The sequence below is a fragment of the Candidatus Mycolicibacterium alkanivorans genome, assembly GCF_022760805.1.
Classification (GTDB): Bacteria; Actinomycetota; Actinomycetes; order Mycobacteriales; family Mycobacteriaceae; genus Mycobacterium; species Mycobacterium alkanivorans.
The window spans coordinates 1591098-1611065 of record NZ_JAIVFL010000001.1; the positions used below are offsets into that span (position 1 = coordinate 1591098).

23 protein-coding genes and 6 pseudogenes are annotated in these 19968 nt (G+C 68.3%); 11 read left to right on the forward strand and 18 right to left on the reverse strand.

From position 1 onward, the window contains the following. Positions 1 to 6 precede the first annotated feature (6 nt). A complete protein-coding gene (locus tag K9U37_RS08000; RefSeq protein ID WP_243073276.1) occupies positions 7 to 687 on the reverse strand; it encodes a guanylate cyclase in 681 nt (226 codons plus the stop codon). Between the two features lie 37 nt (positions 688 to 724). On the opposite strand from K9U37_RS08000, the gene K9U37_RS08005 reads away from it, so the two are divergent. The 4 genes from K9U37_RS08005 (at position 725) to K9U37_RS08020 (ending at position 2827) form a co-directional block, all read left to right on the forward strand. Next, complete coding sequence (locus tag K9U37_RS08005; protein WP_243071241.1) at positions 725 to 928, forward strand: hypothetical protein; 204 nt, start codon at positions 725 to 727, stop codon at positions 926 to 928. A gap of 165 nt (positions 929 to 1093) precedes the next feature. Beyond that, positions 1094 to 1567: a VOC family protein gene (locus K9U37_RS08010; protein ID WP_243071242.1), complete on the forward strand. Its 474-nt coding sequence runs from the start codon at positions 1094 to 1096 to the stop codon at positions 1565 to 1567. A gap of 76 nt (positions 1568 to 1643) precedes the next feature. Next, on the forward strand, positions 1644 to 2246 hold the full coding sequence (locus K9U37_RS08015) for an Rv1363c family protein (RefSeq protein WP_243071243.1): 603 nt from the start codon (positions 1644 to 1646) through the stop codon (positions 2244 to 2246). Continuing rightward, a complete protein-coding gene (locus K9U37_RS08020; RefSeq protein WP_243071244.1) occupies positions 2243 to 2827 on the forward strand; it encodes an Rv1363c family protein in 585 nt (194 codons plus the stop codon). The genes K9U37_RS08015 and K9U37_RS08020 overlap by 4 nt, the downstream gene beginning before the upstream one ends. A gap of 286 nt (positions 2828 to 3113) precedes the next feature. Here K9U37_RS08020 and K9U37_RS08025 read toward each other — a convergent pair whose 3' ends face one another. The 4 genes and pseudogenes from K9U37_RS08025 to K9U37_RS08040 all read right to left on the reverse strand — a co-directional run bounded on the left by K9U37_RS08025 (position 3114) and on the right by K9U37_RS08040 (position 5646). Next, complete coding sequence (locus tag K9U37_RS08025; RefSeq protein WP_243071245.1) at positions 3114 to 3431, reverse strand: hypothetical protein; 318 nt, start codon at positions 3429 to 3431, stop codon at positions 3114 to 3116. A 98-nt stretch (positions 3432 to 3529) separates the two neighbouring features. Continuing rightward, a complete protein-coding gene (locus K9U37_RS08030; protein WP_243071246.1) occupies positions 3530 to 4324 on the reverse strand; it encodes a fasciclin domain-containing protein in 795 nt (264 codons plus the stop codon). Positions 4325 to 4527: 203 nt separating this feature from the next. Beyond that, positions 4528 to 4656: pseudogene (locus K9U37_RS08035) on the reverse strand (MFS transporter); the annotation flags it as partial. 174 nt (positions 4657 to 4830) lie between these two features. After that, positions 4831 to 5646 carry an enoyl-CoA hydratase gene (locus K9U37_RS08040; protein WP_243073277.1) on the reverse strand — a complete coding sequence of 272 codons (816 nt, stop codon included), beginning with the start codon at positions 5644 to 5646 and terminating at the stop codon, positions 4831 to 4833. A gap of 99 nt (positions 5647 to 5745) precedes the next feature. Here K9U37_RS08040 and K9U37_RS08045 point away from each other — a divergent pair, with 99 nt between their 5' ends. The 3 genes and pseudogenes from K9U37_RS08045 to K9U37_RS08055 form a co-directional block, all read left to right on the forward strand. After that, on the forward strand, positions 5746 to 6855 hold the full coding sequence (locus K9U37_RS08045; RefSeq protein ID WP_243071247.1) for a CaiB/BaiF CoA transferase family protein: 1110 nt from the start codon (positions 5746 to 5748) through the stop codon (positions 6853 to 6855). Positions 6856 to 6881: 26 nt separating this feature from the next. Then, positions 6882 to 7643 (forward strand): 3-hydroxyacyl-CoA dehydrogenase, encoded by a 762-nt coding sequence (locus K9U37_RS08050; RefSeq protein WP_243071248.1) that lies wholly within the window; start codon positions 6882 to 6884, stop codon positions 7641 to 7643. Between the two features lie 64 nt (positions 7644 to 7707). Next, a pseudogene (locus tag K9U37_RS08055) lies at positions 7708 to 7854 on the forward strand (nitronate monooxygenase); the annotation flags it as partial. A gap of 162 nt (positions 7855 to 8016) precedes the next feature. Here the strand turns inward: K9U37_RS08055 and K9U37_RS19985 are convergent. After that, complete coding sequence (locus K9U37_RS19985) at positions 8017 to 8148, reverse strand: hypothetical protein (protein ID WP_272888021.1); 132 nt, start codon at positions 8146 to 8148, stop codon at positions 8017 to 8019. Between the two features lie 294 nt (positions 8149 to 8442). Here K9U37_RS19985 and K9U37_RS08060 point away from each other — a divergent pair, with 294 nt between their 5' ends. Beyond that, the gene (locus K9U37_RS08060; protein ID WP_243071249.1) at positions 8443 to 9078 is read left to right on the forward strand and encodes a class I SAM-dependent methyltransferase; all 636 of its coding nucleotides are present in this window, start codon (positions 8443 to 8445) and stop codon (positions 9076 to 9078) included. Here K9U37_RS08060 and K9U37_RS08065 read toward each other — a convergent pair. Beyond that, positions 9075 to 9791, reverse strand: a complete 717-nt coding sequence (locus tag K9U37_RS08065; protein ID WP_243071250.1) for an NAD-dependent deacylase — start codon at positions 9789 to 9791, stop codon at positions 9075 to 9077. The two genes, K9U37_RS08060 and K9U37_RS08065, sit on opposite strands and share 4 nt — an antisense overlap. A 37-nt stretch (positions 9792 to 9828) precedes the next feature. Between K9U37_RS08065 and K9U37_RS08070 the strand changes: the two genes are divergently transcribed. After that, entirely contained in the window at positions 9829 to 10194 is a 366-nt protein-coding gene (locus tag K9U37_RS08070; RefSeq protein ID WP_243071251.1) for an Rv1152 family transcriptional regulator, read from the forward strand. 415 nt (positions 10195 to 10609) lie between these two features. On the opposite strand, the gene K9U37_RS20440 is transcribed toward K9U37_RS08070, so the two are convergent. The 5 genes and pseudogenes from K9U37_RS20440 to K9U37_RS08090 form a co-directional block, all read right to left on the reverse strand. Further along, entirely contained in the window at positions 10610 to 10966 is a 357-nt protein-coding gene (locus K9U37_RS20440) for a transposase (protein ID WP_243071381.1), read from the reverse strand. A 9-nt stretch (positions 10967 to 10975) separates the two neighbouring features. Beyond that, a pseudogene (locus K9U37_RS20445) lies at positions 10976 to 11149 on the reverse strand (IS5/IS1182 family transposase); the annotation flags it as partial. Positions 11150 to 12040: 891 nt separating this feature from the next. After that, a pseudogene (locus K9U37_RS20450) lies at positions 12041 to 12415 on the reverse strand (transposase); the annotation flags it as partial. 30 nt (positions 12416 to 12445) lie between these two features. Then, positions 12446 to 12657: pseudogene (locus K9U37_RS08085) on the reverse strand (class I SAM-dependent methyltransferase); the annotation flags it as partial. A gap of 108 nt (positions 12658 to 12765) precedes the next feature. Continuing rightward, a pseudogene (locus K9U37_RS08090) lies at positions 12766 to 12894 on the reverse strand (DUF1697 domain-containing protein); the annotation flags it as partial. Between the two features lie 32 nt (positions 12895 to 12926). On the opposite strand from K9U37_RS08090, the gene K9U37_RS08095 reads away from it, so the two are divergent. Further along, positions 12927 to 13370: a PPOX class F420-dependent oxidoreductase gene (locus tag K9U37_RS08095; RefSeq protein ID WP_243071253.1), complete on the forward strand. Its 444-nt coding sequence runs from the start codon at positions 12927 to 12929 to the stop codon at positions 13368 to 13370. An 18-nt stretch (positions 13371 to 13388) separates the two neighbouring features. After that, on the forward strand, positions 13389 to 13565 hold the full coding sequence (locus tag K9U37_RS08100; protein WP_243071254.1) for a DUF5302 domain-containing protein: 177 nt from the start codon (positions 13389 to 13391) through the stop codon (positions 13563 to 13565). Between the two features lie 124 nt (positions 13566 to 13689). Here K9U37_RS08100 and K9U37_RS08105 read toward each other — a convergent pair whose 3' ends face one another. The 6 genes from K9U37_RS08105 to K9U37_RS08130 all read right to left on the reverse strand — a co-directional run bounded on the left by K9U37_RS08105 (position 13690) and on the right by K9U37_RS08130 (position 19885). Beyond that, on the reverse strand, positions 13690 to 15327 hold the full coding sequence (locus K9U37_RS08105) for a monocarboxylic acid transporter (protein WP_372489435.1): 1638 nt from the start codon (positions 15325 to 15327) through the stop codon (positions 13690 to 13692). Further along, positions 15324 to 15674 carry a DUF485 domain-containing protein gene (locus K9U37_RS08110; RefSeq protein WP_243071255.1) on the reverse strand — a complete coding sequence of 117 codons (351 nt, stop codon included), beginning with the start codon at positions 15672 to 15674 and terminating at the stop codon, positions 15324 to 15326. The genes K9U37_RS08105 and K9U37_RS08110 overlap by 4 nt, the downstream gene beginning before the upstream one ends. A gap of 133 nt (positions 15675 to 15807) precedes the next feature. Beyond that, the gene (locus K9U37_RS08115; RefSeq protein ID WP_243071256.1) at positions 15808 to 17538 is read right to left on the reverse strand and encodes a sodium/solute symporter; all 1731 of its coding nucleotides are present in this window, start codon (positions 17536 to 17538) and stop codon (positions 15808 to 15810) included. Continuing rightward, positions 17535 to 17918 (reverse strand): hypothetical protein, encoded by a 384-nt coding sequence (locus tag K9U37_RS08120; RefSeq protein WP_243071257.1) that lies wholly within the window; start codon positions 17916 to 17918, stop codon positions 17535 to 17537. The genes K9U37_RS08115 and K9U37_RS08120 overlap by 4 nt, the downstream gene beginning before the upstream one ends. Next, the gene (locus tag K9U37_RS08125; protein ID WP_243071258.1) at positions 17911 to 18687 is read right to left on the reverse strand and encodes a LytR/AlgR family response regulator transcription factor; all 777 of its coding nucleotides are present in this window, start codon (positions 18685 to 18687) and stop codon (positions 17911 to 17913) included. The genes K9U37_RS08120 and K9U37_RS08125 overlap by 8 nt, the downstream gene beginning before the upstream one ends. A 16-nt stretch (positions 18688 to 18703) precedes the next feature. After that, entirely contained in the window at positions 18704 to 19885 is a 1182-nt protein-coding gene (locus K9U37_RS08130) for a sensor histidine kinase (RefSeq protein WP_243071259.1), read from the reverse strand. Positions 19886 to 19968: the final 83 nt, after the last annotated feature.

Here is a 19968-nt window from a genome sequence, read left to right on the forward strand (position 1 = left end):
TCTGAATCAGCCGGAGATGACCTCGATTTCGCCGCCCAGTCGGTAGCCGTCGATCAGCGGTAGAGTGTCACCGCTCCAGAACCTGCCGGGGTCGAACCAGTTCTCGTTCTTCTCGGTTCGCAGCAGGCCCATCTCCTCGTAGGTGAGGGCCACCGTCTCGGCGCAGTACGCGGTCTCCAGGCCGGCCTCCCGCTTGACCGCCTTGCGGCGTTCGGCTGACTGGCGAACCTTCTTGTGCAGGAACGGAATTCCACGGGTCCAGTCACTGACCGTCGGCAGCTGGCCGCGGATCCATCGGCCGGTGAGCCGCGCCGTCGACGGGAACGGGGTGCCGTTCATGCGGGCGATCACCTTGAGCAACCGGTCTTCTTGTTCGCGGTCGGCGTGCGGCGTGAGCTGGCGCAGCCAGCACCGCTGTTTGTAGTGGAACATCCACTGTTCGACGGCCTCACGTGCGTCGTTGAGCTGCACGCCGCGGTGGTTGGTGCCGGTCCACAGGTCGGTCAGCTTGTGGCCCAGCTCGGCATGCCATATCAGCGGCGGCAGGTCGTCGATCGCGACCGTCATGCCGACGTGATTGACCGGCGCGTTGGTCAGCGCCCGGATCGCGCGGTCAGGCCCGGACGCGCCGCGGAACAGCCACACATCCCCGGTGCGGGTCTCGCTCAACGCCTGCGTCAGCGACACGGTCTGTTCGGCCACCAGGGCAGCTTAATGTGGTCGCATGCGCAACATCTGGAAGTGGATCGGGCTGGCCGGTGCGGCGGGCGTGGTCGCCGGCGGCGTGCTGGTCGCACGTGACCAGCGCTGTCGCGAGGCCTACACCCCCGACGAGATCCGTGCCCGGCTGCACCAGCGCCTCGCCGATCCCGACGCCGAGGCGAAGGGAAGCGTTGAGTCAGAACCTGCGCCGAAGAAGTCCGAGTAACTCCCTGCGTGGCTTCTGAGTCAACGGCAGAGGCTCAAGCCAACCACGGCGTCGCGCACGGCATCCTTCCGCTGAGCCTGGCTTGCACGTTACCCAAGTGTGGGGCCGATGACTTTCACCGCCCCTGGCGGTCTGACTACTCGAACCCCGGAAGGAGAGACAGCAATGCCGAACATCACGCCGTCGCTGTGGTTCGACGATAACCTCGAGGAGGCGATGACGTTCTATACGTCGGTCTTCCCCAACTCGTCGATCGAATTCGTCAACCGCTACACCGAGGCGGGCCCGGGTACGCCGGGCGAGGTGGTCTCCGCGGGCTTCGTGCTCGACAGCACCCGGTTCATCGGGATCAACGGCGGACCGGTGTTCTCGTTCAACGAGGCGGTGTCGTTCACGATTCAGTGCCGAGACCAGGACGAGGTGGACTACTACTGGGACGCGCTGGTCGACGGCGGCCAGGAGTCCCAGTGCGGATGGCTCAAAGACCGGTTCGGCCTGAGCTGGCAGGTAGTTCCCACCCGGCTGCTCGAGCTGACGAGTGATCCCGACGAGTCCCGCGCGATCGCCGCCACCCGGGCGATGCTGGGCATGCGCAAGATCGTGATCGCCGATCTGGAGGCCGCGGCGGCCGACCGCTGACGCTGCTCCCAGGCACTGCCGGTACCCTTTCGCCCGAGTGTGGGCAAACGACCCCAGTGTCGACAGAGGAGCGAGAGTGGCCGACGAGCCGGACGTCCCCGAGGGCGACGTCGCAGTCACCGACGCAAAGACGGAGACCGAAACCGACGCTGAGGCGGTCGAGGAGGCGGCGGCGGCGGGCCCCGAACAGCCCAGGTCGCACGTCCGACTCGCGATGGTCGTCGGGCTGGCGGTCGTGGTGGCGCTGGGTGGGTTGACGGGCTGGCTGGGCTATCGTGCCTACCAGGTCCGGCAGGCCGAGCAGCTGCGCGAATTGGTGGTCAGCGTCGGCCGCCAGGGTGCGATCAATCTGACTACCATCGACTTCGAGCATGCCGACGCCGATGTCCAGCGCATCCTCGACTCGTCGACCGACGCGTTCTACGACGACTTCGCCAAGCGGTCCCAGCCGTTCGTCGACGTCGTCAAGCAGGCCAAGTCCAAGTCCGTCGGCACGATCAACGAGGCTGGCCTGGAGCGGGTGAGCGGCAACGAAGGTCAGGTCCTGGTGGCCGTCACCGTCAAGACGGAAAACGCGGGCGCGCAGAACCAGCCGCCGCGCAACTGGCGGATGCGGCTCACGGTCAAGAAGACCGCCGCCGAGGAAGCAAAGGTCTCGAAAGTGGAGTTCGTACCGTGACGACATCCGATGGCAAGCCCGGTACACCCGAGGTGACGGACGAGGGCGCCGTCGAGGTGACCGAGAGCGATGAGCTCGAGGCCGCGCCCGAGAAGAAGTTCAGCTGGTCACGGCTGGTTGCCTTCGTGATCCTGCCTCTGGTCGCACTGCTGCTCGGTGCGGCGGCGGGTTTCCTCAGGTGGGAGGACTCGTCGCGGCGCGACGCCGACACCGCACGAATCGATGCCGTGGCCACGGCCAGGGACGCCACCGTCGCGCTGCTGAGCTACCAGCCCGACACCGTCGAGAAGGACCTCAACGCGGCCCGCGACCGGCTGACCGGAGACTTCCTCGACGCCTATACCCAGCTGGTCAACACCGTCGTCATCCCCGGCGCCAAGGAGAAGAAGATCTCGGCGCTGGCCACCGTACCCGCGGCGGCCTCGGTGTCGGCCAAACCCGACCACGCCGTCGTCCTGCTGTTCGTCGACCAGACCGTCACGGTGGGCACCGACGCGCCGACCAACACCACCTCCAGCGTGCGGGTCACCCTCGACAAGATCAGTGGCCACTGGCTGATTGCCGGCTTCGACCCGATCTAGCCGGCGATGCCACAACCGCGCTGGATCGACCTCGCCGCCCCCTCTGTGTAGCTGCGGGCGCTGACCCCGGGGTCCGGAAGACGTCGATGCACGTGGCAACACGGCCCCCATCGTCCAGATCTCGCACGCGTTGGGCGACGGCGCGCGCACGGCCGCTGCCGAGCATCAACGCCGCGCCGAGCGGCGCACCGGTGCTGCGGACGGTCGTGGTCCGTCGCGATCGATTGCCCGGCCCGACGGTGACCGTCGGCGCGCTGACAGCAATTGCCGGGCCTTCGGTGGCTACCTAGCCGCCCGCGGGGAGGATCCGTCGGAATTGGGCGCCGAGGTGCCGATGACAAAAGCCGGATTTGCCCACGCGCACAACAACTTCCGCAGCATTGGGGTCAGGCTGCATGTCGCGGCCGATCGCCCCGAGCGGGCCCCGGCTGATCGCCGAGGAGCTGGCCGAGCACCGCCGCCGCGATGAACACCCGGCGATGCGCACCGCGTCAGCGGCGTTGGACGCGACTCCGGCGGCGTTGTTGCGCTGGGGGATAGGCAGATTCAATCCCTCGGCCAGGGCCGGTGCGATGACCGGCAACACGGTGGTGACCAGATCCACGAGGTGGTGCAGAGATCGGCTCGCTGATGAAATTCGGAGGACGCCAGGGAAGGTCCCCTGGCGTTCGCCGAGAAGTGCAAGCCGGTCTGGAAAGCGCGCTAGGCGTTCGGCGCCTTGGTGGTGGTCGGCGCGGCCGACGTGGTGGCCGGAGCCGCCGGGGCCCCGGTGGAGGTGCTCGGCGCCGACGGCGTCGTCTCGGCGCTCGAGGTGCTCGACGTGCTGGAGGTCGACGGCGTGCCGCCCTCACCCGGGGTCAGCACGGTGTCGATCATGTAGATGTACGCACCCTTGGCGGCGTAGCTGCAGACCACCTTGGCGCTGTCGTTGATCTTGATGTCACCGCCCTTGCCTTCGACGCTGACCAGCCGGCCGTCCTGGGTGGGCATCTTGCCCGCCACGTTTTCCGGGCCGAGGTAGCCGAGCACCATGTGGTAGAAGAGCGTCGGCAGCAGCACGGTCGGATCGCTCTTCAGCTTGGCCAGTGCGGCCTCGTCGAGCTTGGCGAACGCGTCGTTGGTCGGGGCGAAGACCACATAGGGCCCGCCGTCGAGGACGCTGACGATGTTCACCGCCGGATTCAGCTTGCCGGAGATGGCCGAGCTGAACGTGCTCAGATCCGGGTTGGCCGCGATGGCCGCCGACGCGACCTCGCTGCCCATGCCGGTGAACGAACCCGCTCCGGTGGGCACCGCGTTCTTGTAGGCGTCACAGGCGGGCCCCTGCGGATCGGGCAGCTGGGTGACGCTGGGAACCGGGATCGCCGAGGTGCTCGGCGCCGCGGTGACGGTCGGCGTGGGGGCCGGTTCGGCGTAGGCCTGGACGGCCGTCGGGATTGCGACGGCGATCGCGGCAAAAGCTGCGGCCACGCCGAGGGTCTTGGTACGAGTGCTCACATCGGCTCCTTGGGTTCCATCCGGAGTCGGCGAGTCGCGGCTACCGCCACGGCACTCCGGTGGTGCCGGCGCGGTGTCCCCAGGGTGCCGCGACGCCTGAGGCATCGTACTGGCCACCGCGCCGCACGCCCAAAACGAGCGACACAGGCCCTGGTCAGCGGACCGCGGGGTGCAATCACCTGCAGCGCCATCACGACGGTCTACACGCCTTCGGCGAACAGCGAGATCGACATCGCCGCGATGAGCAGGCGGAACTCGCGGAACCTGAAGAGCCGGAGCACGCGCCAGCCGCCGGGTGTCTTCACCGGCTGAAGGTCGCAGGGCGTGCTCATGGAACCGATGGTGGCTGACTGAAGGGGGTCTGGTCCAGCGATATTCGGCTCAGACGAGGTCGTCTAGAGTGGGAAGGCGCCGGCCGGTGAGCTCGTAGGCCACCCACTGGTCATCGACACGGCTTGCTCGGTGGCCTCGGTTGGTCCTCCGGAGAGCCCAAGCCCGAGAAGTCCCTAGTCGTCGGTGAACGTCGGCTTGCGATGCTCCTGGAAAGCTTCGGTGCCCTCGACGAAGTCGGGCGCGGCCAGAAGAACCTTCTGCCCCTCGACCTCCCGGCCGATCGCGTCCTCGAGTTCGGTCAGTGTGGCGGCGTTGACCGCCTGCTTGGTCTTGCGCAGCGACACTGCCGGACCTGAAACCAGCGTGTCGATCACCTTGGCCACTGCCGCGTCGAGCTCGTCTGCCGGATGCACCGAACTCACCAGACCGAACTCGAAAGCCTCTGCGGCAAAGATACGTTCGGCCAGCAGGGCCATCCGCATCGCGCGGATCCGGCCGATCGCCGCAGCCACCAGCGCCGTGGCGCCACCGTCCGGCATCAGCCCGATCCTGGTGAATGCCAACAGGAAAAAGGCCTTCTCCGAAGCCAATATGACATCGCAGGCCAGCGCCAGCGACACCCCGACACCCGCCGCCGGGCCGTGAACCACGGCGACCGCCGGCTTGGGCAGCGCCACGAGCGCACGCACCACGCGGTTCGTCGCCTCGAGAACCTCGCCCGGGGTCATCCCGGAGCGGTTGGCCTGATCCTCGGCGCTGATGCCCGCACCGGAGCAGAACCCGCGCCCGGCTCCGCCGAGACGCACGACCTTCACCCAGGGGTCCTCGGCGGCGGCCTCCAGGCTCTCGGCGAGCGTATCGAGCATCGGCGCGTTGAGCGCGTTGAGGCTTTCTGGCCGGTTGAGCGTCAGCGACAGCACGCCGTCATCCAGCGATACGGTCAGCTGCGCGTGGCCGGCGTAGGTGTGGGGCGAGTCGATCGTGGTGATGGCGGCATCCTAACGTCGCAGGGTGAGAGCCCGAGCGGCGGTTCGGGCTGGTTATTCAGGTACGTTATCCGGGCGGTCTACCAACTGAAAGGTAGGGCAATGGCGGGACCACTTCAGGGTTTGCGAGTCGTCGAACTGGCGGGCATCGGTCCCGGCCCGCACGCCGCGATGATCCTCGGCGACCTGGGCGCCGATGTGGTCCGCGTCGAACGGCCCGGCAAGAACCCCGGCATCCCGGTGAAGGGCAGCGACTACCTACTGCGCAACCGCCGTTCGGTGGCCGCCAACCTCAAGAGCGAGGAGGACCGCGACCTGGTCCTCAGACTCGTCGCCAAGGCCGACGTGCTCATCGAGGGCTACCGGCCGGGTGTCACCGAGCGCCTCGGGCTGGGCCCCGAAGACTGCGCCAAGGTCAACGACCGGCTGATCTACGCCCGCATGACCGGCTGGGGCCAAACCGGTCCGCGCAGCCAGCAAGCCGGCCACGACATCAACTACATCTCACTCAACGGTGTGCTGCACGCTGTCGGCCGGGTCAACGAACGCCCGGTCCCGCCGATCAACCTCGTCGGTGACTTCGGAGGCGGGTCGATGTTCCTGCTCGTCGGCATCCTGGCCGCGCTGTGGGAGCGCGAGCGTTCCGGCAAGGGTCAGGTGGTCGACGCCGCGATGGTCGACGGCTCCAGCGTGCTGGCCACCATGATGTGGGCCCTCCGGCACATCGGCATGTGGAGCGACACCCGCGGCACCAATATGCTCGACACCGGAGCGCCGTACTACGACACCTACGAATGCACCGACGGCCGCCATGTCGCGGTCGGCTCGATCGAGCCGCAGTTCTACGCTGAACTGCTCGACAAGCTGGGCCTGGATCCCAAGGACCTGCCCGACCAGAACGACGTCGCCCGCTGGCCGGAGCTGCGCGCGATCCTCACCGACAAGTTCGCCTCGGAGGATCGCGATCACTGGGCGAAGGTGTTCGCCGGCAGCGACGCGTGCGTCACCCCGGTGCTGTCCTTCGGCGAGGTCGAGACCGAGGCGCACAACACCGAGCGCGACACCTTCTACAGCGAGAACGGCTCGCTGTTCCCCGCTCCGGCACCGCGGTTCTCGCGCACGGTGCCCGACAAACCCCGCGAGCCGGGCGCACCCGGAGCCGACACCGAGGCCGTCCTGCACGATTGGGTACGGTCACCAACCGACCAGTAGGTCGACATAGTGAAAGGAGCACATCTGTGCTGATCAAGGACGCGGTGGCGGTGGTTACCGGAGGCGCCTCCGGTCTGGGCCTGGCCACCACCAAGGCCCTGCTCGACGAGGGCGCCAAGGTCGTCATCCTGGACCTGCCGACCTCCAAGGGTGAAGAGGTCGCCAAGGAACTCGGCGATCGGGTGAAGTTCGCTCCCGGCGACGTCACCGACGAGGAGACCGTCACCAAGGCGCTGGACGTCGCCGAATCCCTTGGCCCGCTGCGCATCGTGGTCAACTGCGCGGGAACCGGTGACGCCATCCGCGTGCTGTCCAAGAAGGGCGTCTACCCGCTGAACCTGTTCTCCCGCGTGGTGAACATCAATCTGGTCGGCACCTTTAACGTGCTGCGCCTGGGTGCCGAGCGCATCGCCAAGACCGACCTGGTCGGTGAGGAGCGCGGCGTCATCATCAACACCGCCTCGGTGGCCGCATTCGACGGCCAGATCGGTCAGGCCGCCTACTCGGCGTCCAAGGGCGGCGTGGTCGGCATGACCTTACCGATCGCACGTGACCTGGCGGACAAGCAGATTCGCGTGGTGACCATCGCTCCCGGCCTGTTCGACACCCCGCTGCTGGCGGGTCTGCCCGAGCCGGCCCGGCAGTCGCTGGGTCAGCAGGTGCCGCATCCCGCCCGGCTGGGCAAGCCCGAGGAGTACGGCGCTCTGGCGGTGCACATCGTCGAGAACCCGATGCTCAACGGCGAGGTCATCCGCCTCGATGGCGCGATCCGCATGGCTCCGCGGTAGTAGCGGGCGCCTGATTGAGTGAGTCGACGAAGAGTTCACCGAGGTCTTCGGTGTCGAGCGGCCGATCGCTCAGGGCGGTACGCAGTGGGTCGGGCGCGCCGCGGTGGTCAGCGCCGGTGCGCTGGGGTTCATCATTGCGCTGACGCAGCCGACGCCGGCGGATCTGGCCCGCGAGATCGCCGAGACGCGGGAGCAGACCGCCAAGCCGTTCGCCGGGATGAGCAAACCGGGCCAGGACGCCAAAGCGCCCGCCTGATCTCAGGCAGGCACGGGCTTGCTACGCGCGCAGAATTTGCCGGTCGTCCCGGTCAACGTCTCAACTCCGATCGGCGCCTCGCCGCATGCGTGCGGTGACGCGCCGATCGGCGCCGAGTCAGCTGGCGGTAGCGAGCGGGGGGCGTTCCTCGAACTGCTCCGAGGTGTCGCCCTCCACCAAGACATCGCCATGGTAGAGCGCGTCGAAGTCGACTTTGATGACATCGGCACTGGTGTCGTCGATCCACATGGGACTGAGCGTATGGGTCACCATTAAGGAATCTTTGAGTCACGATTCGGAAAATGGTGGCAATTCTTACTCCGGAGTCAGGTCGCTCCTTACTCCTGAGTTAGGTCATTCCGGCGGATAAGTCTCCGTTGCGTCATCGCTAACCGGCATTTCCCCCCGGTAACCAGCAGCAATGATGGGGTGGTGCTGGCGAAACCTCGCGCACCTCGCTCTGCGCGCACCCCGGGCGGATCACCGCGATCCTCGGCTTCTCGGTTGCCAAGAGCCTGTCCGCCGGCGGTTAACGTTGAAGGTGTGAGCACACAGACCTTCGACCACCCCTTCTTCGCACGGTTCTGGACGGTGCTGTCCGCCCACGAATCCGGTGCGATGAAGAAGATGCGCAAGGAGAACCTCGCGGGTCTGACCGGCCGGGTGCTCGAGGTCGGCGCGGGCACCGGGACCAACTTCGCGTTCTATCCCGACACCGTGACCGAGGTCGTCGCGCTCGAACCCGAGACCCGGCTGGCACCGCATGCCGCGCAGGCCACGGCGTCCGCACCGGTCCCGGTGACGGTGATCGAGTCCACCATCGAGACCATGCCGGCCGTCGAACCGTTCGACGCCGTGGTGTGCTCACTGGTGTTGTGTTCGGTCGCCGACCCGGATGGCGTTCTGCGCCAACTCAATTCAGTGCTCATGCCCGGTGGTGAACTGCGCTACTTCGAGCACATCGCGCAGCCGGGCTGGCGCGGCCAACTGCAGAAGGTGGCCGACGCGACGATCTGGCCGCGACTGGCCGGCAACTGCCACACCCACCGCGAGACCGAGCGGGCGATCGCCGGTGCCGGCTTCTCCATCCAGACCGCGCGTCACGAGGCGACCTTCCCGGCCTGGGTGCCGCTTCCGGTTCAGGAAGTCGCGCTGGGGCGGGCGCTGAAAGGCGCTTAGTTTTCCAGCAGCGCGGGCAGCTGCAACAGCAGGGTAGGCAGTGCCGTGGTTGCGGACTCCCGGATGGTGAGCGTCGCGTTCTCCGATAACGGGGTGGGCTGCGGGTTGACCTCCACCACGATCGTTCCGCGCGCCAGCGCCACTTCGGGCAGCCCGGCCGCCGGATAGACGATTCCCGAGGTGCCCACCACCACCAGGACGTCGGCGGTGGCGACTGCCTCGACCGCGGCCCGCCACGGCCCGTCGGGAAGCTGTTCGCCGAACCAGACGATGCCGGGGCGGATCAGTCCGCCGCACTCACAGCTCGGCGGCATTTTCTCCAGCTCGGGTTCGGGCATGTCGGGCAGCGGCGCATGATAGCGGGCCCCGCAGGTGTCGCACCAGAACTCCGAGAGGCTGCCGTGCAGGTGATGCACCGGCTTGCTGCCGGCCCGCTCGTGCAGGTCGTCGACGTTCTGGGTGATGACGGCGACGTCGGCGTAGTCCTGCCAGGCCGCGACTGCGCGGTGGCCGTTGTTGGGTTCCACCGTGGCGACCAGGTGGTGGCGCCACAGATACCAGGCCCAGACCCGCTCCGGATGCGTTTGCCAGCCGTCGGTGCTGGAGAGTTCGTAGGGATCGTATTTGGCCCACAATCCGGTCGCGTCGTCCCGAAACGTCGGTACACCGCTTTCGGCGGAGATCCCCGCCCCGCTGAGCACCGTTATGCGCACATCCACCAAAATAGCCGGTCTCAGCGATACTGAGCATGTGTCGGAGTTGGGCGTTTGGTTGCGCGTGGACGCAGTCGCAGCGCGCCCACTGTTTGAACAGTTGAGAACTCAGATCATCGACGGTGTGCGGGACGGGCGGTTGCCGCCGGGCACGCGGCTGCCCACGGTGCGCGAGCTGGCCGGCCAGCTGGGTCTGGCGGTGAACACGGTGGCTCGTGCTTACCGGGAGCTTGAGGCGGCCGGCATCGTCGAGACCCGAGGACGCTTCGGCACTTTCGTAGCCAGGGCCGACCCGGCCGACGCGGCGATGGCCGCGGCGGCCATCGCCTACGCCGAGACCGCGCGGGCGCTGGGTCTGGGCAAACCGGAGGCGCTGCGGTATCTCGACGCGGCCTTCGGGTGAGATCTCAGCGTGGGGCAGATCTTCTCGAAGAACAGCCCGCGGCCCTTCGGCATCGGGATGTCGTGGAACGCAACAGTTGACACCCCCGGGCATGGTGTCGACCAGTCCGGCCAGCCGACGTCGAGCGCGGACTGTGCGAGGTTGGTGATGCGCGGGGAGATGGCAGCAGCCGCTGCCGAAGTCCGATCACCGGCGGCAGGTCCACCGACACCCAGGTGAACGGGGGGTCGGGCAGTGCCTCCTCGAGACGCCAGAAGCTGGTCTAGGAGGGCACTGAACAACGGGTGGGTCGGATCTTGGCCGGCGTGGCGGCGGTGGTCCGGGATTTCCCGAAATGCGTTGGTGGGAACTGGGGCCGACGTCACGGTGACTTGGTGGCTGGTGGTGAACTGGGTCGGTCCGGAGGCGCTGGCGGTCAGGTCAGGGCCCAGGCCCCGTCGCGGTGGGTGAGGCCGGCGTTGACCAGGGTGCGCAGGTTGATCGCGGCGGCCCGGTTGCGCAGCCAGGCGTGGTTCTTGGTGACACCGAGGTAGCGCAGCTTGACCCGGCGCCCACGCTGGGTGGCGACCCAGGCGATGATGCGTTCCACGCTGGACCGGGTCGGGTAGTCCCGTTCGAACTCAGGGGTGCGGGCCTGCGCGCGGGCCGCGCGCAGCAGGGCCTGGTGCTCGTGGATGCTCATCGACCGGCCGTCGGCGGCGGTGGTGCATTGGTCGCGCAGCGGGCAACCGGCACACAGCTTGCCGAAGGTGACGCTGCGTTTAGGGCTCATGACCCGGGTGTGCCCGCCCGGGCAGGTGACGGTGCGCGCCTGCTCGTCGATGGTGAAGTCGTCGAGGGTGAACCCGCCGGGCACGGCCGGGCACAGCGGCTTCGGTTTGATCACCGTGTCGTGCCCGCCGTCGCGGTACTTCGCGCGGGCTTCGCCGGTGCCGTACGCGGAGTCGCCGTACACCTCGAGCCCCGACCGGCGCCCGTTCTCGGCGGTCCCGGCGGCCACCCCATCGACAACCGCACCAACCCAGGAGGATGAGGAGGAGTCCTCGCCCGTGTGCCGGCTTCGGGCCGGATCCGGTTGCGTCGCACCGTCATCGGTGCCGCCCGGTGTGTCGGCGATGGGCGGGGCCGCGTCCGGGCCCGCGTCGTCGGCGCCGGTGCCGTGGTAGCTGTCGCGGGCGATCATCTGCTCTCCGACCACAGCGTCGCTGCCCTCCTCGCCGGCGGCCCTGGTCAGCTCGGTGTCGGTGATCAACCCGGTCTCCGGTTCGGTCGCGACGTGCCCGCGGAATCCGTCCTTACGGTTTGACTTCGACTTGCGGGTGTGCCGGGCCTCGGTGTCCACCGTCGAGATCACCCGGTCGTGGGCGACTTTGCGGGCGATACGCCACCGCCCGTCGGTGCCGTCGGAGCCGTCGGCGGGTTCCACGTCCTGCCCGGCGACCAACGCCAACAAACCCAACGCGTCCGCCGCGGTCGCCTCCCGCTGCGGCGCGTCCGGTCCGGTCAGCTCGGCCAGCACCGCCAACGCGTCACACACCAGCACCGACACCAGCTCCTGTTTGGCAGCAGGGTCGTCCCAATCGATGTCCGGCTTGCCGGGTTTCGCGTAGTCCAGCTTCGCGACCCGCGCTATCACCGCGGCCGCGCCGGGCACCAGCCGCGCCGCCTTCCGCATCGCCGCCACCAGCTGGGTCACCGTGTCCTGGGTGGCGACCGCGTCGTCGAACACCGTCGAATCCACGCACCGCTTACGCCGCCCGGTCAGTACCCCGGTGTCGGCGATCACCCGCGCGACCGCGTCGAACACCCGGTCCGGGCGATCCGACCTTGCGATCCGCTTGCGCCAGTACACCAGCGTCGACGGATCGAACGAGGTCTGGCTCAACGACCGTCCACACGCCACCTTCCACCGGATGTCGAACCGCAACGCCTCCGCGGTCTGCGGATCGGATAGGTCGTAGAGCTCCTTGAGCACCAGCACCGACCCGACCAGATCCGCCGGCAGCGACGGCCGCCCCGTCGCCGAGGGGAACAGGTCGGCGATGAACTCATCCGGAAACAACTCCGCCCGGTGCTCAGCCAGAAACGCGAACACGCTCCCCTCCGGCACCAGCTCCCCGACCAGCGCCTGCGCGTCCAACAACTCCCGCTCCGACCGCGTAATCCCTTGCACCACAACATCATCACACGACACACCACCCACGGCCGTCAGACACGCCACCCACCGGAGGGGTTATTCAGTGCCCTCCTAGAACCCTTCGGCCAGCGCGACGACGGTGGCCTTCGGGTGCGTGCGCAGGTAGTTCAGGGCGCAGCGGTCGACGGGCAGCGAGCGCAGGGCCATCTCCTGGCGCTTGCGTCCGAACTTGCCGTAGTCGATCCGATGAAGTCGCGCAGTTGGATCGCCATCGGGTCGTACAGAATCGCTCCGGGCAGCCCGGCCAGGAGTGCGCGGCCGTTGAGCTGGGCCCGGACCTCGCACGGAACGCACGCTTGGCGAGCGAGCGGCGTGGGTTCAGCGCAGGACTTTCCCCAGCGTGCGCAGGTTGCGGGTGGTGGTCGAGGACTTGTGTTGCCGCTGACGAGGATGGTGCGCACGTTGTCGAATCCCGCCTCGCGCAACCCCGTGGCCACGTCGGCCATCTTCAGGTTGACGCCACCGACGTTGACGCCGCGCAGGAAGGCCGCGTAGCGCGTCATGCAGCTGAGCCTACCCACGTAGGCTCGACGACATGGCTCGCTATGTATTCGACGACAAGCTGCTGGCGGTGATCGCCGGCAACTCGTTGGGTGTACTGGCCACGATCAAGCGCGACGGCCGTCCCCAGCTGTCCAACGTGACCTATCACTTCGACCCGCGCGACCTGGCGGTGGAGGTGTCCATCGCCGAGCCCAGGGCCAAGACCCGCAATCTGCGCCGCGATCCGCGAGCCTCGCTTCTGGTCGCCTCCGACGACGGTTGGGCCTACGCCGTCGCCGAGGGAGATGCGATCCTCACCCCGCCCGCCGCCGCGCCGGACGATGACACCGTTGAGGCGCTGATTGCGCTCTACCGCAACATCGCTGGTGAGCACCCGGACTGGGACGACTACCGCCGGGCGATGGTCGCCGACCGGCGGGTGCTGCTGAAACTGCCGATCTCCCACGTCTACGGGATGCCGCCGGGTATCCGCTGAACCGGTTAGGCTGCCAGCATGGCCGACTCAGAGTCCGATCCGCAGGACGACACCAGGCGCAAGTTCCGTGAGGCGCTGGAGCGCAAGAAGGCGAAGGGTGCCGGCGGTGCCGGGCACGCCGACGGCGGCGCCAAGCAGCCCAGGGCGCACGGACCGGTGGAGAGCCGCCGGGAGTTCCGCCGCAAGAGCGGTTAGTCGCTTTTCGTCGCGGAAAGCGTTGGCGCCGAACGCTGATCACCAAACCCAGCGGCCTGTCGCCCTCGACGATCGGGCGGTCTGCGACAACCTCTTGACCCAACGAACTCCCGGCGGGGCCGCACTAGTGGTGCGTGGCCTTCTCGGCGCCGACGCCGGTCAGGGAACGCACCTCCATCTCGGCGTTGAGTTCCGGGTCGCCGGTGTCCGAGGACGTCAGCGTGCCGATGACGCCGAGGATGAACGCCAACGGGATCGACACGATGCCCGGGTTGGCCAGCGGGAACCAGTCGAAGTGCGCGCCGGGGATCATCGACGTCTTCGTCCCGGACACCGCCGGCGAGAAGACGATCAGCACGATGCAGCTGATCAGCCCGCCGTACATGCTCCACAGCGCACCGCGGGTGTTGAACCGCTTCCAGTACAGCGAGTAGACGATCGTCGGCAGGTTGGCCGAGGCCGCCACCGCGAATGCCAGCGCCACCAGGAATGCGACGTTTTGCCCGTTGGCCAGGATGCCGAGCCCGATCGCGGCGATGCCCAGCACCACCGCGGTGATGCGCGAGACCCGAACCTGCTCGTCCTCGGTGACCTTGTGGTTCTTCATCACGCTGGCGTAGACGTCGTGGGCGAAGGAGGCCGACGCGGTGATCGTCAGGCCGGCCACCACCGCGAGGATCGTCGCGAAGGCCACCGCCGAGATGACGCCGAGCAGGATCGTGCCACCGAGTTGGAAGGCCAGCAGCGGTGCTGCGGAGTTCTGCCCGCCGGGCGCTTTGAGAATCTTGTCGGGGCCGACCAGTGCCGCAGCGCCATAGCCCAGGATCAGGGTGAACAGATAGAACGCACCGATCAGGCCAATCGCCCACACCACTGAACGGCGCGCTTCCTTGGCGGTCGGCACCGTGTAGAAGCGCATCAGTACATGCGGCAGACCGGCGGTGCCCAAAACGAGAGCCAAACCCAGCGACAGCAGGTTGATCTTCGAGGTGGTCGAGCCGCCGTACTGGGCGCCCGGGGCCAGCACGTCGCGACTGGACACGCCCTTGGTGGTGGCCTCGTGCACCATGCTCTGTGCGGAGCCCAGGATTTGGGAGAAATTCAGGCCGAACTTGGCCAGCACCAGGATCGTCATCACCGCCGCCCCGGCTATGAGCAGCATGGCCTTGATGATCTGCACCCAGGTGGTGCCGGTCATGCCGCCGATCAGGACGTAGACGATCATCAGCACGCCGACGATCGCGATCACGAACGACTGCGCGGTGCGGCCGTGGATGTCGAGCAGCAGTGCCACCAGGCCGCCGGCCCCGGCCATCTGGGCCAGCAGGTAGAACAGCGAAACCGTCAGGGTCGAGGTAGCCGCGGCCAGCCGGACCGGCTTCTGCTTGAGCCGGAAGCTCAACACGTCAGCCATCGTGTATTTGCCTGTGTTACGCAGCAATTCGGCCACCAGCAGCAGTGCCACCAGCCACGCGACCAGGAAGCCGACCGAGTACAGGAACCCGTCGTAGCCGTATACCGCGATCGCCCCGGCGATGCCCAGGAAGCTGGCCGCCGACAGGTAGTCGCCGGCGATCGCAATGCCATTCTGCGGACCGGAGAACGCGTGACCACCGGTGAAGAACTCCGCGGCGTTGGTGTTGCGGCGGCCGACGCGGATGACGATGGCAAGCGTGATGATGACGAAGGCGACGAAGATGCCGATGTTGACGGCCGGGTTGCCGATCTTGCTGCTCTCGGCGAGCACGCTCAGATGATTCACTGCGCGCTCCAACGCATTTCGTTGCGGATCTTCTCCGCGCGCGGGTCGAGCTCACGGTTGGCGAACCGGACGTAGAGGCCGGTGATGAGGAAGGTGGTGACGAACTGGCCCAGGCCCAGCAGCAGGCCGACGTTGATGTTGCCCCACACCTTGATGGCCATGAAGTCGTGGGCGAAGGCGCCGAGCAGGACGTAGCTGGCGTACCAGATGAGGAAGAACGCCGTGGTGGGGAACACGAAGCGGCGCAAGGTGCGGCGCAGCTCCTGGAACTCCGGGCTGGCCTGTACGGCCAGGTATTGAGCGCCGCTGGGTTGGGTCTCCCGCGGCGGAATGTCAGTTGAGGGCACCGCACGCTCCTATGGTTGTGAACTCGATGATGTTCACAGGCTATTGAGAGGTGGGTCACAGTCCTAGGCTCATGAGATGAACTGTCGGAGCCTGCGCTGGACGGTTGTCCGGAGGCGACGAGCGGTAGGAGGGTCAACCGCGCGGGACGCGCTCCACGCCCATGCCCAGGCGTTCCGGGACGTGCATCCGGGCAAATACGCGGGCGACCTCGGCCGGGACTTCGGCGTGGGTGAGACGGCTGACGATCACCATCGTCGTGAAGGCCAGCGGCACCGTGATCGTGGCGGGATACCCGATCAGCGTGGCCGGCCAGCCGCGCAGCGCGTCGTGGTCGACCCAGCCGGTCACGGCCAACAGCGCTGCAAGCCCGGAGGACAACGCGCCGACGATCAGCCCGGCCGCCGCGCCTTTTGCGGTCAGTCCGCGCCACCAGATGCCCAGCACGAGCAGCGGGCACAGGGTGGAGGCCGCGACGGCGAAGACCAGACCGACACCGCGCGACAGCTCCAGGGTCGAGGCGATGAGCGACAGCGGAATCGGAATCAGTCCGCCGATCACGGCAGCCAGCCGGAAGTCGCGCACCCTGCCGCGCAGCACGTCGGTGGCCAGCGCGCCGGCGACGCTGACCAGCAGACCTGACGAGGTTGCCAGGAAGGCCGCGATGGCGCCCGCCGCGACCAGCGCCCCGATCAGCTCACCGGGCAGCCCGCCGATGGCGGCCGACGGCAGCAGCAGCACCGCCGCGTCGGACTTGCCGGTGATGAGCAACTGGGGAACGTAGAGCCGGGCGAACACCCCCAGCAGAGTGGGGAACAGATAGAACAGCGACAGCAGCGCGATCACCGCTAGGGCCGTCCGCCGCGCCGCGCGGCCGTCGGGGTTGGTGTAGAAGCGCACCAGCACGTGCGGCAGGCCCATGGCGCCCAGGAACGTCGCGACGATGATCGAAAACACTTGGTACAGCGGGTGTTTGCCGCCCAGGCCACCGCCGCTGCCGATCCATTGCGCGCCCGTCGGGGGTACCCCGGCGATCACCGGGGTCTGCGCGCCGGCGGCCACGCTCAGGGTCGTCCCCTTCGGCAGCGTGTACTGGCCGGGCCCGGGCAGGTGGCCGTTGAGTGTCGGACCGCTCGCGGTGACGCCGGCCGGGTCGACGATCGTGACGACCACGTCGGCTTCGACGGTGACGGTGGTCTGCTGGTCGACCGTGGGCGGCAGCGGCCCGCCGAGCGGGGGGTGCTCGGTGCCGAAGTGAACGAGCAGGACCAGTGCGGGCACCGCGATCGCGGTCAGCTTCAGCCAGTACTGGAAGGCCTGGACGAACGTGATCGAGCGCATCCCGCCGCCGACCACGTTGACGATCACGATCGCGCCGACCAGCAGCGGCCCTATCCAAACCGGTACGCCGAGAAGCGTTTTCAAGGTCAGCCCGGCACCCTGGTACTGCGGGACGAGGTAGAGCACGCACACCGTCACCACCACCAGCATCGCCACCTGGCGCAGCCGCGCGGAGCCCAGCCGGAACTCGGCGAAGTCGGGAACGGTGTAGGCACCGGAGCGGCGCAGCGGTGCGGAGACGAACAGCAGCAGCCCGAGGTAACCCGCGGTGAACCCGACCGGATACCACAGGGCGTCGGCGCCGTACTTGGCGATCAGCCCGGCGACGCCGAGAAACGAAGCCGCCGAGAGGTATTCGCCCGATATGGCGGCGGCGTTCCACCGGGCGCCGACAGTGCGGGAGGCGACCAGGAAGTCCGACGTGGTGCGGGCGAGCCGCACGCCGTAGGCGCCCACGGCCACCGTCGCCACCGCCGCGGCCAGCAGGCCGCCCGCCGTCAACGCCGTTGCCGCCGAGGAACTCACCGGTCGGGCCCGTCCTCGTCGACCACACCCATGAAGTCGCGCTCACCCTGCTCGGCGAGCCGGATGAACAGCCGGCCCACCCCGTACATCGCCGGATAGGCGAGTACCGCCAGGATCAGCCAGTTCAGCCGCATCCCGAACACGGTGATCGCAGCCAGCTCGGGAGACGCGGCGTTGAGCAACGGAAGTGCGGCCATCCCGCCGGCCACCACGGCGGCCAGCCGCAGAGCCAGCCCCAACTGGGCGCGCACCAGGCCACGCACCAGCGCGTCGCCGACTTCGGTCTGCTCCTGCACCTCTACGCGGGTGTGCACCACGCGGGTGCCGCGGCGGTGGGCCAGCACGATGCGCTCGCGTTGGGGCCGACCCGGTCTAGTCATTGCCGCCGGGCCGGAATGCGCGCATCGGGTCACGGATGAGACGGTCGCGAAGCTCGCGGGCCTGCCTGCGACTGACCGGCAACTCGGCGGCGGGGGAGGTGCCGTTGGCCCGCAACCGCACCATGGTGGACGCCCCGGAGGTGCGCAGCCCGGTGACCATGTTCAGCGCCACCAGATACGAGCGGTGCACGCGTTGGAAGCCGCGGTTGCGCCAGCGCTCCTCCAAGGTGCTCAACGGGATTCGCACCAGATGGGATCCCGACGCGGCGTGCAGCCGGGCGTAGTCGCCTTCGGCCTCCACCCAGCCGATGGTGTCGCAGCGGACCAGTTGGGTGACCCCGCCGAGTTCGACCGGGATGACCTCGTCGTTGACCGGCTCCTCGGGCTGCGGGACCGGTTCGGCGCTGCGGGCCGCGCAGACCCGGCGCACCGCATCGTCGAGGCGCTCCTTGCGGATCGGTTTGAGCAGATAGTCGAGTGCACCGATCTCGAAGGCAGCGACGGCCTTGTCGTCGTGGGCGGTGACGAACACGACCGCGGGCGGATGGGCGAAGTTGCCGAGGACACTGGCCAATTCGAGGCCGGACAGTCCGGGCATGTTGATGTCGAGGAAGATCGCGTCGACACCGCGCTCGTTGAGGATGCGCAGGGCCGAGGTCGCGTCCCCGACGCCGACCACCTCGCCGACCTCGGGGTGCTCGCCCAGCAGGTAGGCGAGCTCGTCGAGGGCGGGCGCCTCGTCTTCGACGGCCAGCACCGAAAGCTGCACCCTACCTCCCGTCGCTCTAAGCCCGGACACCCGACCGGAACTTGGGCACCCGCATGATGACCTTGGTCCCGGCGCCCGGGGCTGTCTCGACCACCAGACCGTAATCGTTGCCGAACGCCGCGCGCAGCCGATGGTCGACATTGGTCAATCCGACATGTGCGGCCTGTTCGCCATCGCCCAGAACGTCACCGTGCCCGGACCGCAAGATCTCCGGATCCATGCCGACGCCGTCGTCCTCGACGCTGATCACGCAGTCGGATCCTTCGTTGCGCGCGACGATTTCGATCGACCCGCCCTGTCGCCCGGCCAGACCGTGGCGCACCGCGTTCTCGACGAGGGGCTGCAGCGCCAGGAAGGGCACCACGACGGTGAGCACCTCGGGGGCCACCTGCAGCGTGACCGACAGGGCCGTGCCGAAGCGGGCCCGCTCCAGCGTCAGGTACCGGTCGATGTTGCGCAGCTCGTCGGCCAGCGCCGTGTATGGCCCCGCCGAGCGGAACGAGTAGCGGGTGAAGTCGGCGAATTCCAGGATCAGGTCACGGGCGCGGGCGGGGTCGGTGCGGACGAACGAGGCGATGGTGTTCAGCGCGTTGTAGATGAAGTGCGGGCTGATCTGGGCGCGCAGGGCCAGCACCTCGGCGCGATCCAGGCGGGCGCGGGAGGCGGCGAGCTCGGCGAGCTCGAGCTGGCTGGCGGCGTAGCGGGCGACCTCGCCGATGGCGCCGAGCATGCCGGGGGCCGGTTCGGCGGTGTTGACCGCGACCAGCACACCGATCACCACGCCGTCGTCGTCGAGCATCGGCTGGGCCACCACGGCGGGGGACTGTTCGCGGGCCAGCACCCGACGCTGGCCGGTGATCGCCTCACGTGCGGTTTGGTGACAGAGGTCCAGGGTGGACGGCGTCCACAACGGATCGCCCGGCGGGTCGAACGCCAGCAGCGCCGCGTCGCCGTCGTAGATGGCGACGCCATCGGAGCCGGTCAGGGCGCGCAAGTGCGGGGCGGCGCCGGCCGCGGAATCCACGTCCAGGCCCCTGCGCAGCGAGCGGGCCGCCAGCGAGGCGGTGTGCAGTGCGGCATGCACCGTGCGCTCGGCCGGCGTGCTGACCACGTTGCGGGTCAGGACGGCGATGGCGCCCACGATCAACGCCACCGCCGCGAGTGTGACCGCCAGCGCGAGCGCGACCGCACCCGACATCTTCCTCTCCTGTCCTGCTGCGCGTGCCTGGACCTACGCGGCCGGTGGGCGAATCCGAGCTCGGGGCTTGCAGCGCGCGGTGG

Coding starts and splice junctions, on each gene's coding strand:
- K9U37_RS20440 (WP_243071381.1), bottom strand. CDS start 10,966: ATGAGCCCTAAACGCAGCGTCACCTTCGGCAAGCTGTGTGCCGGTTGC.
- K9U37_RS08130 (WP_243071259.1), bottom strand. CDS start 19,885: ATGTCGGGTGCGGTCGCGCTCGCGCTGGCGGTCACACTCGCGGCGGTG.
- K9U37_RS08005 (WP_243071241.1), top strand. CDS start 725: ATGCGCAACATCTGGAAGTGGATCGGGCTGGCCGGTGCGGCGGGCGTG.
- K9U37_RS08120 (WP_243071257.1), bottom strand. CDS start 17,918: ATGACTAGACCGGGTCGGCCCCAACGCGAGCGCATCGTGCTGGCCCAC.
- K9U37_RS08100 (WP_243071254.1), top strand. CDS start 13,389: ATGGCCGACTCAGAGTCCGATCCGCAGGACGACACCAGGCGCAAGTTC.
- K9U37_RS08010 (WP_243071242.1), top strand. CDS start 1,094: ATGCCGAACATCACGCCGTCGCTGTGGTTCGACGATAACCTCGAGGAG.
- K9U37_RS08095 (WP_243071253.1), top strand. CDS start 12,927: ATGGCTCGCTATGTATTCGACGACAAGCTGCTGGCGGTGATCGCCGGC.
- K9U37_RS19985 (WP_272888021.1), bottom strand. CDS start 8,148: ATGTGGATCGACGACACCAGTGCCGATGTCATCAAAGTCGACTTCGAC.
- K9U37_RS08045 (WP_243071247.1), top strand. CDS start 5,746: ATGGCGGGACCACTTCAGGGTTTGCGAGTCGTCGAACTGGCGGGCATC.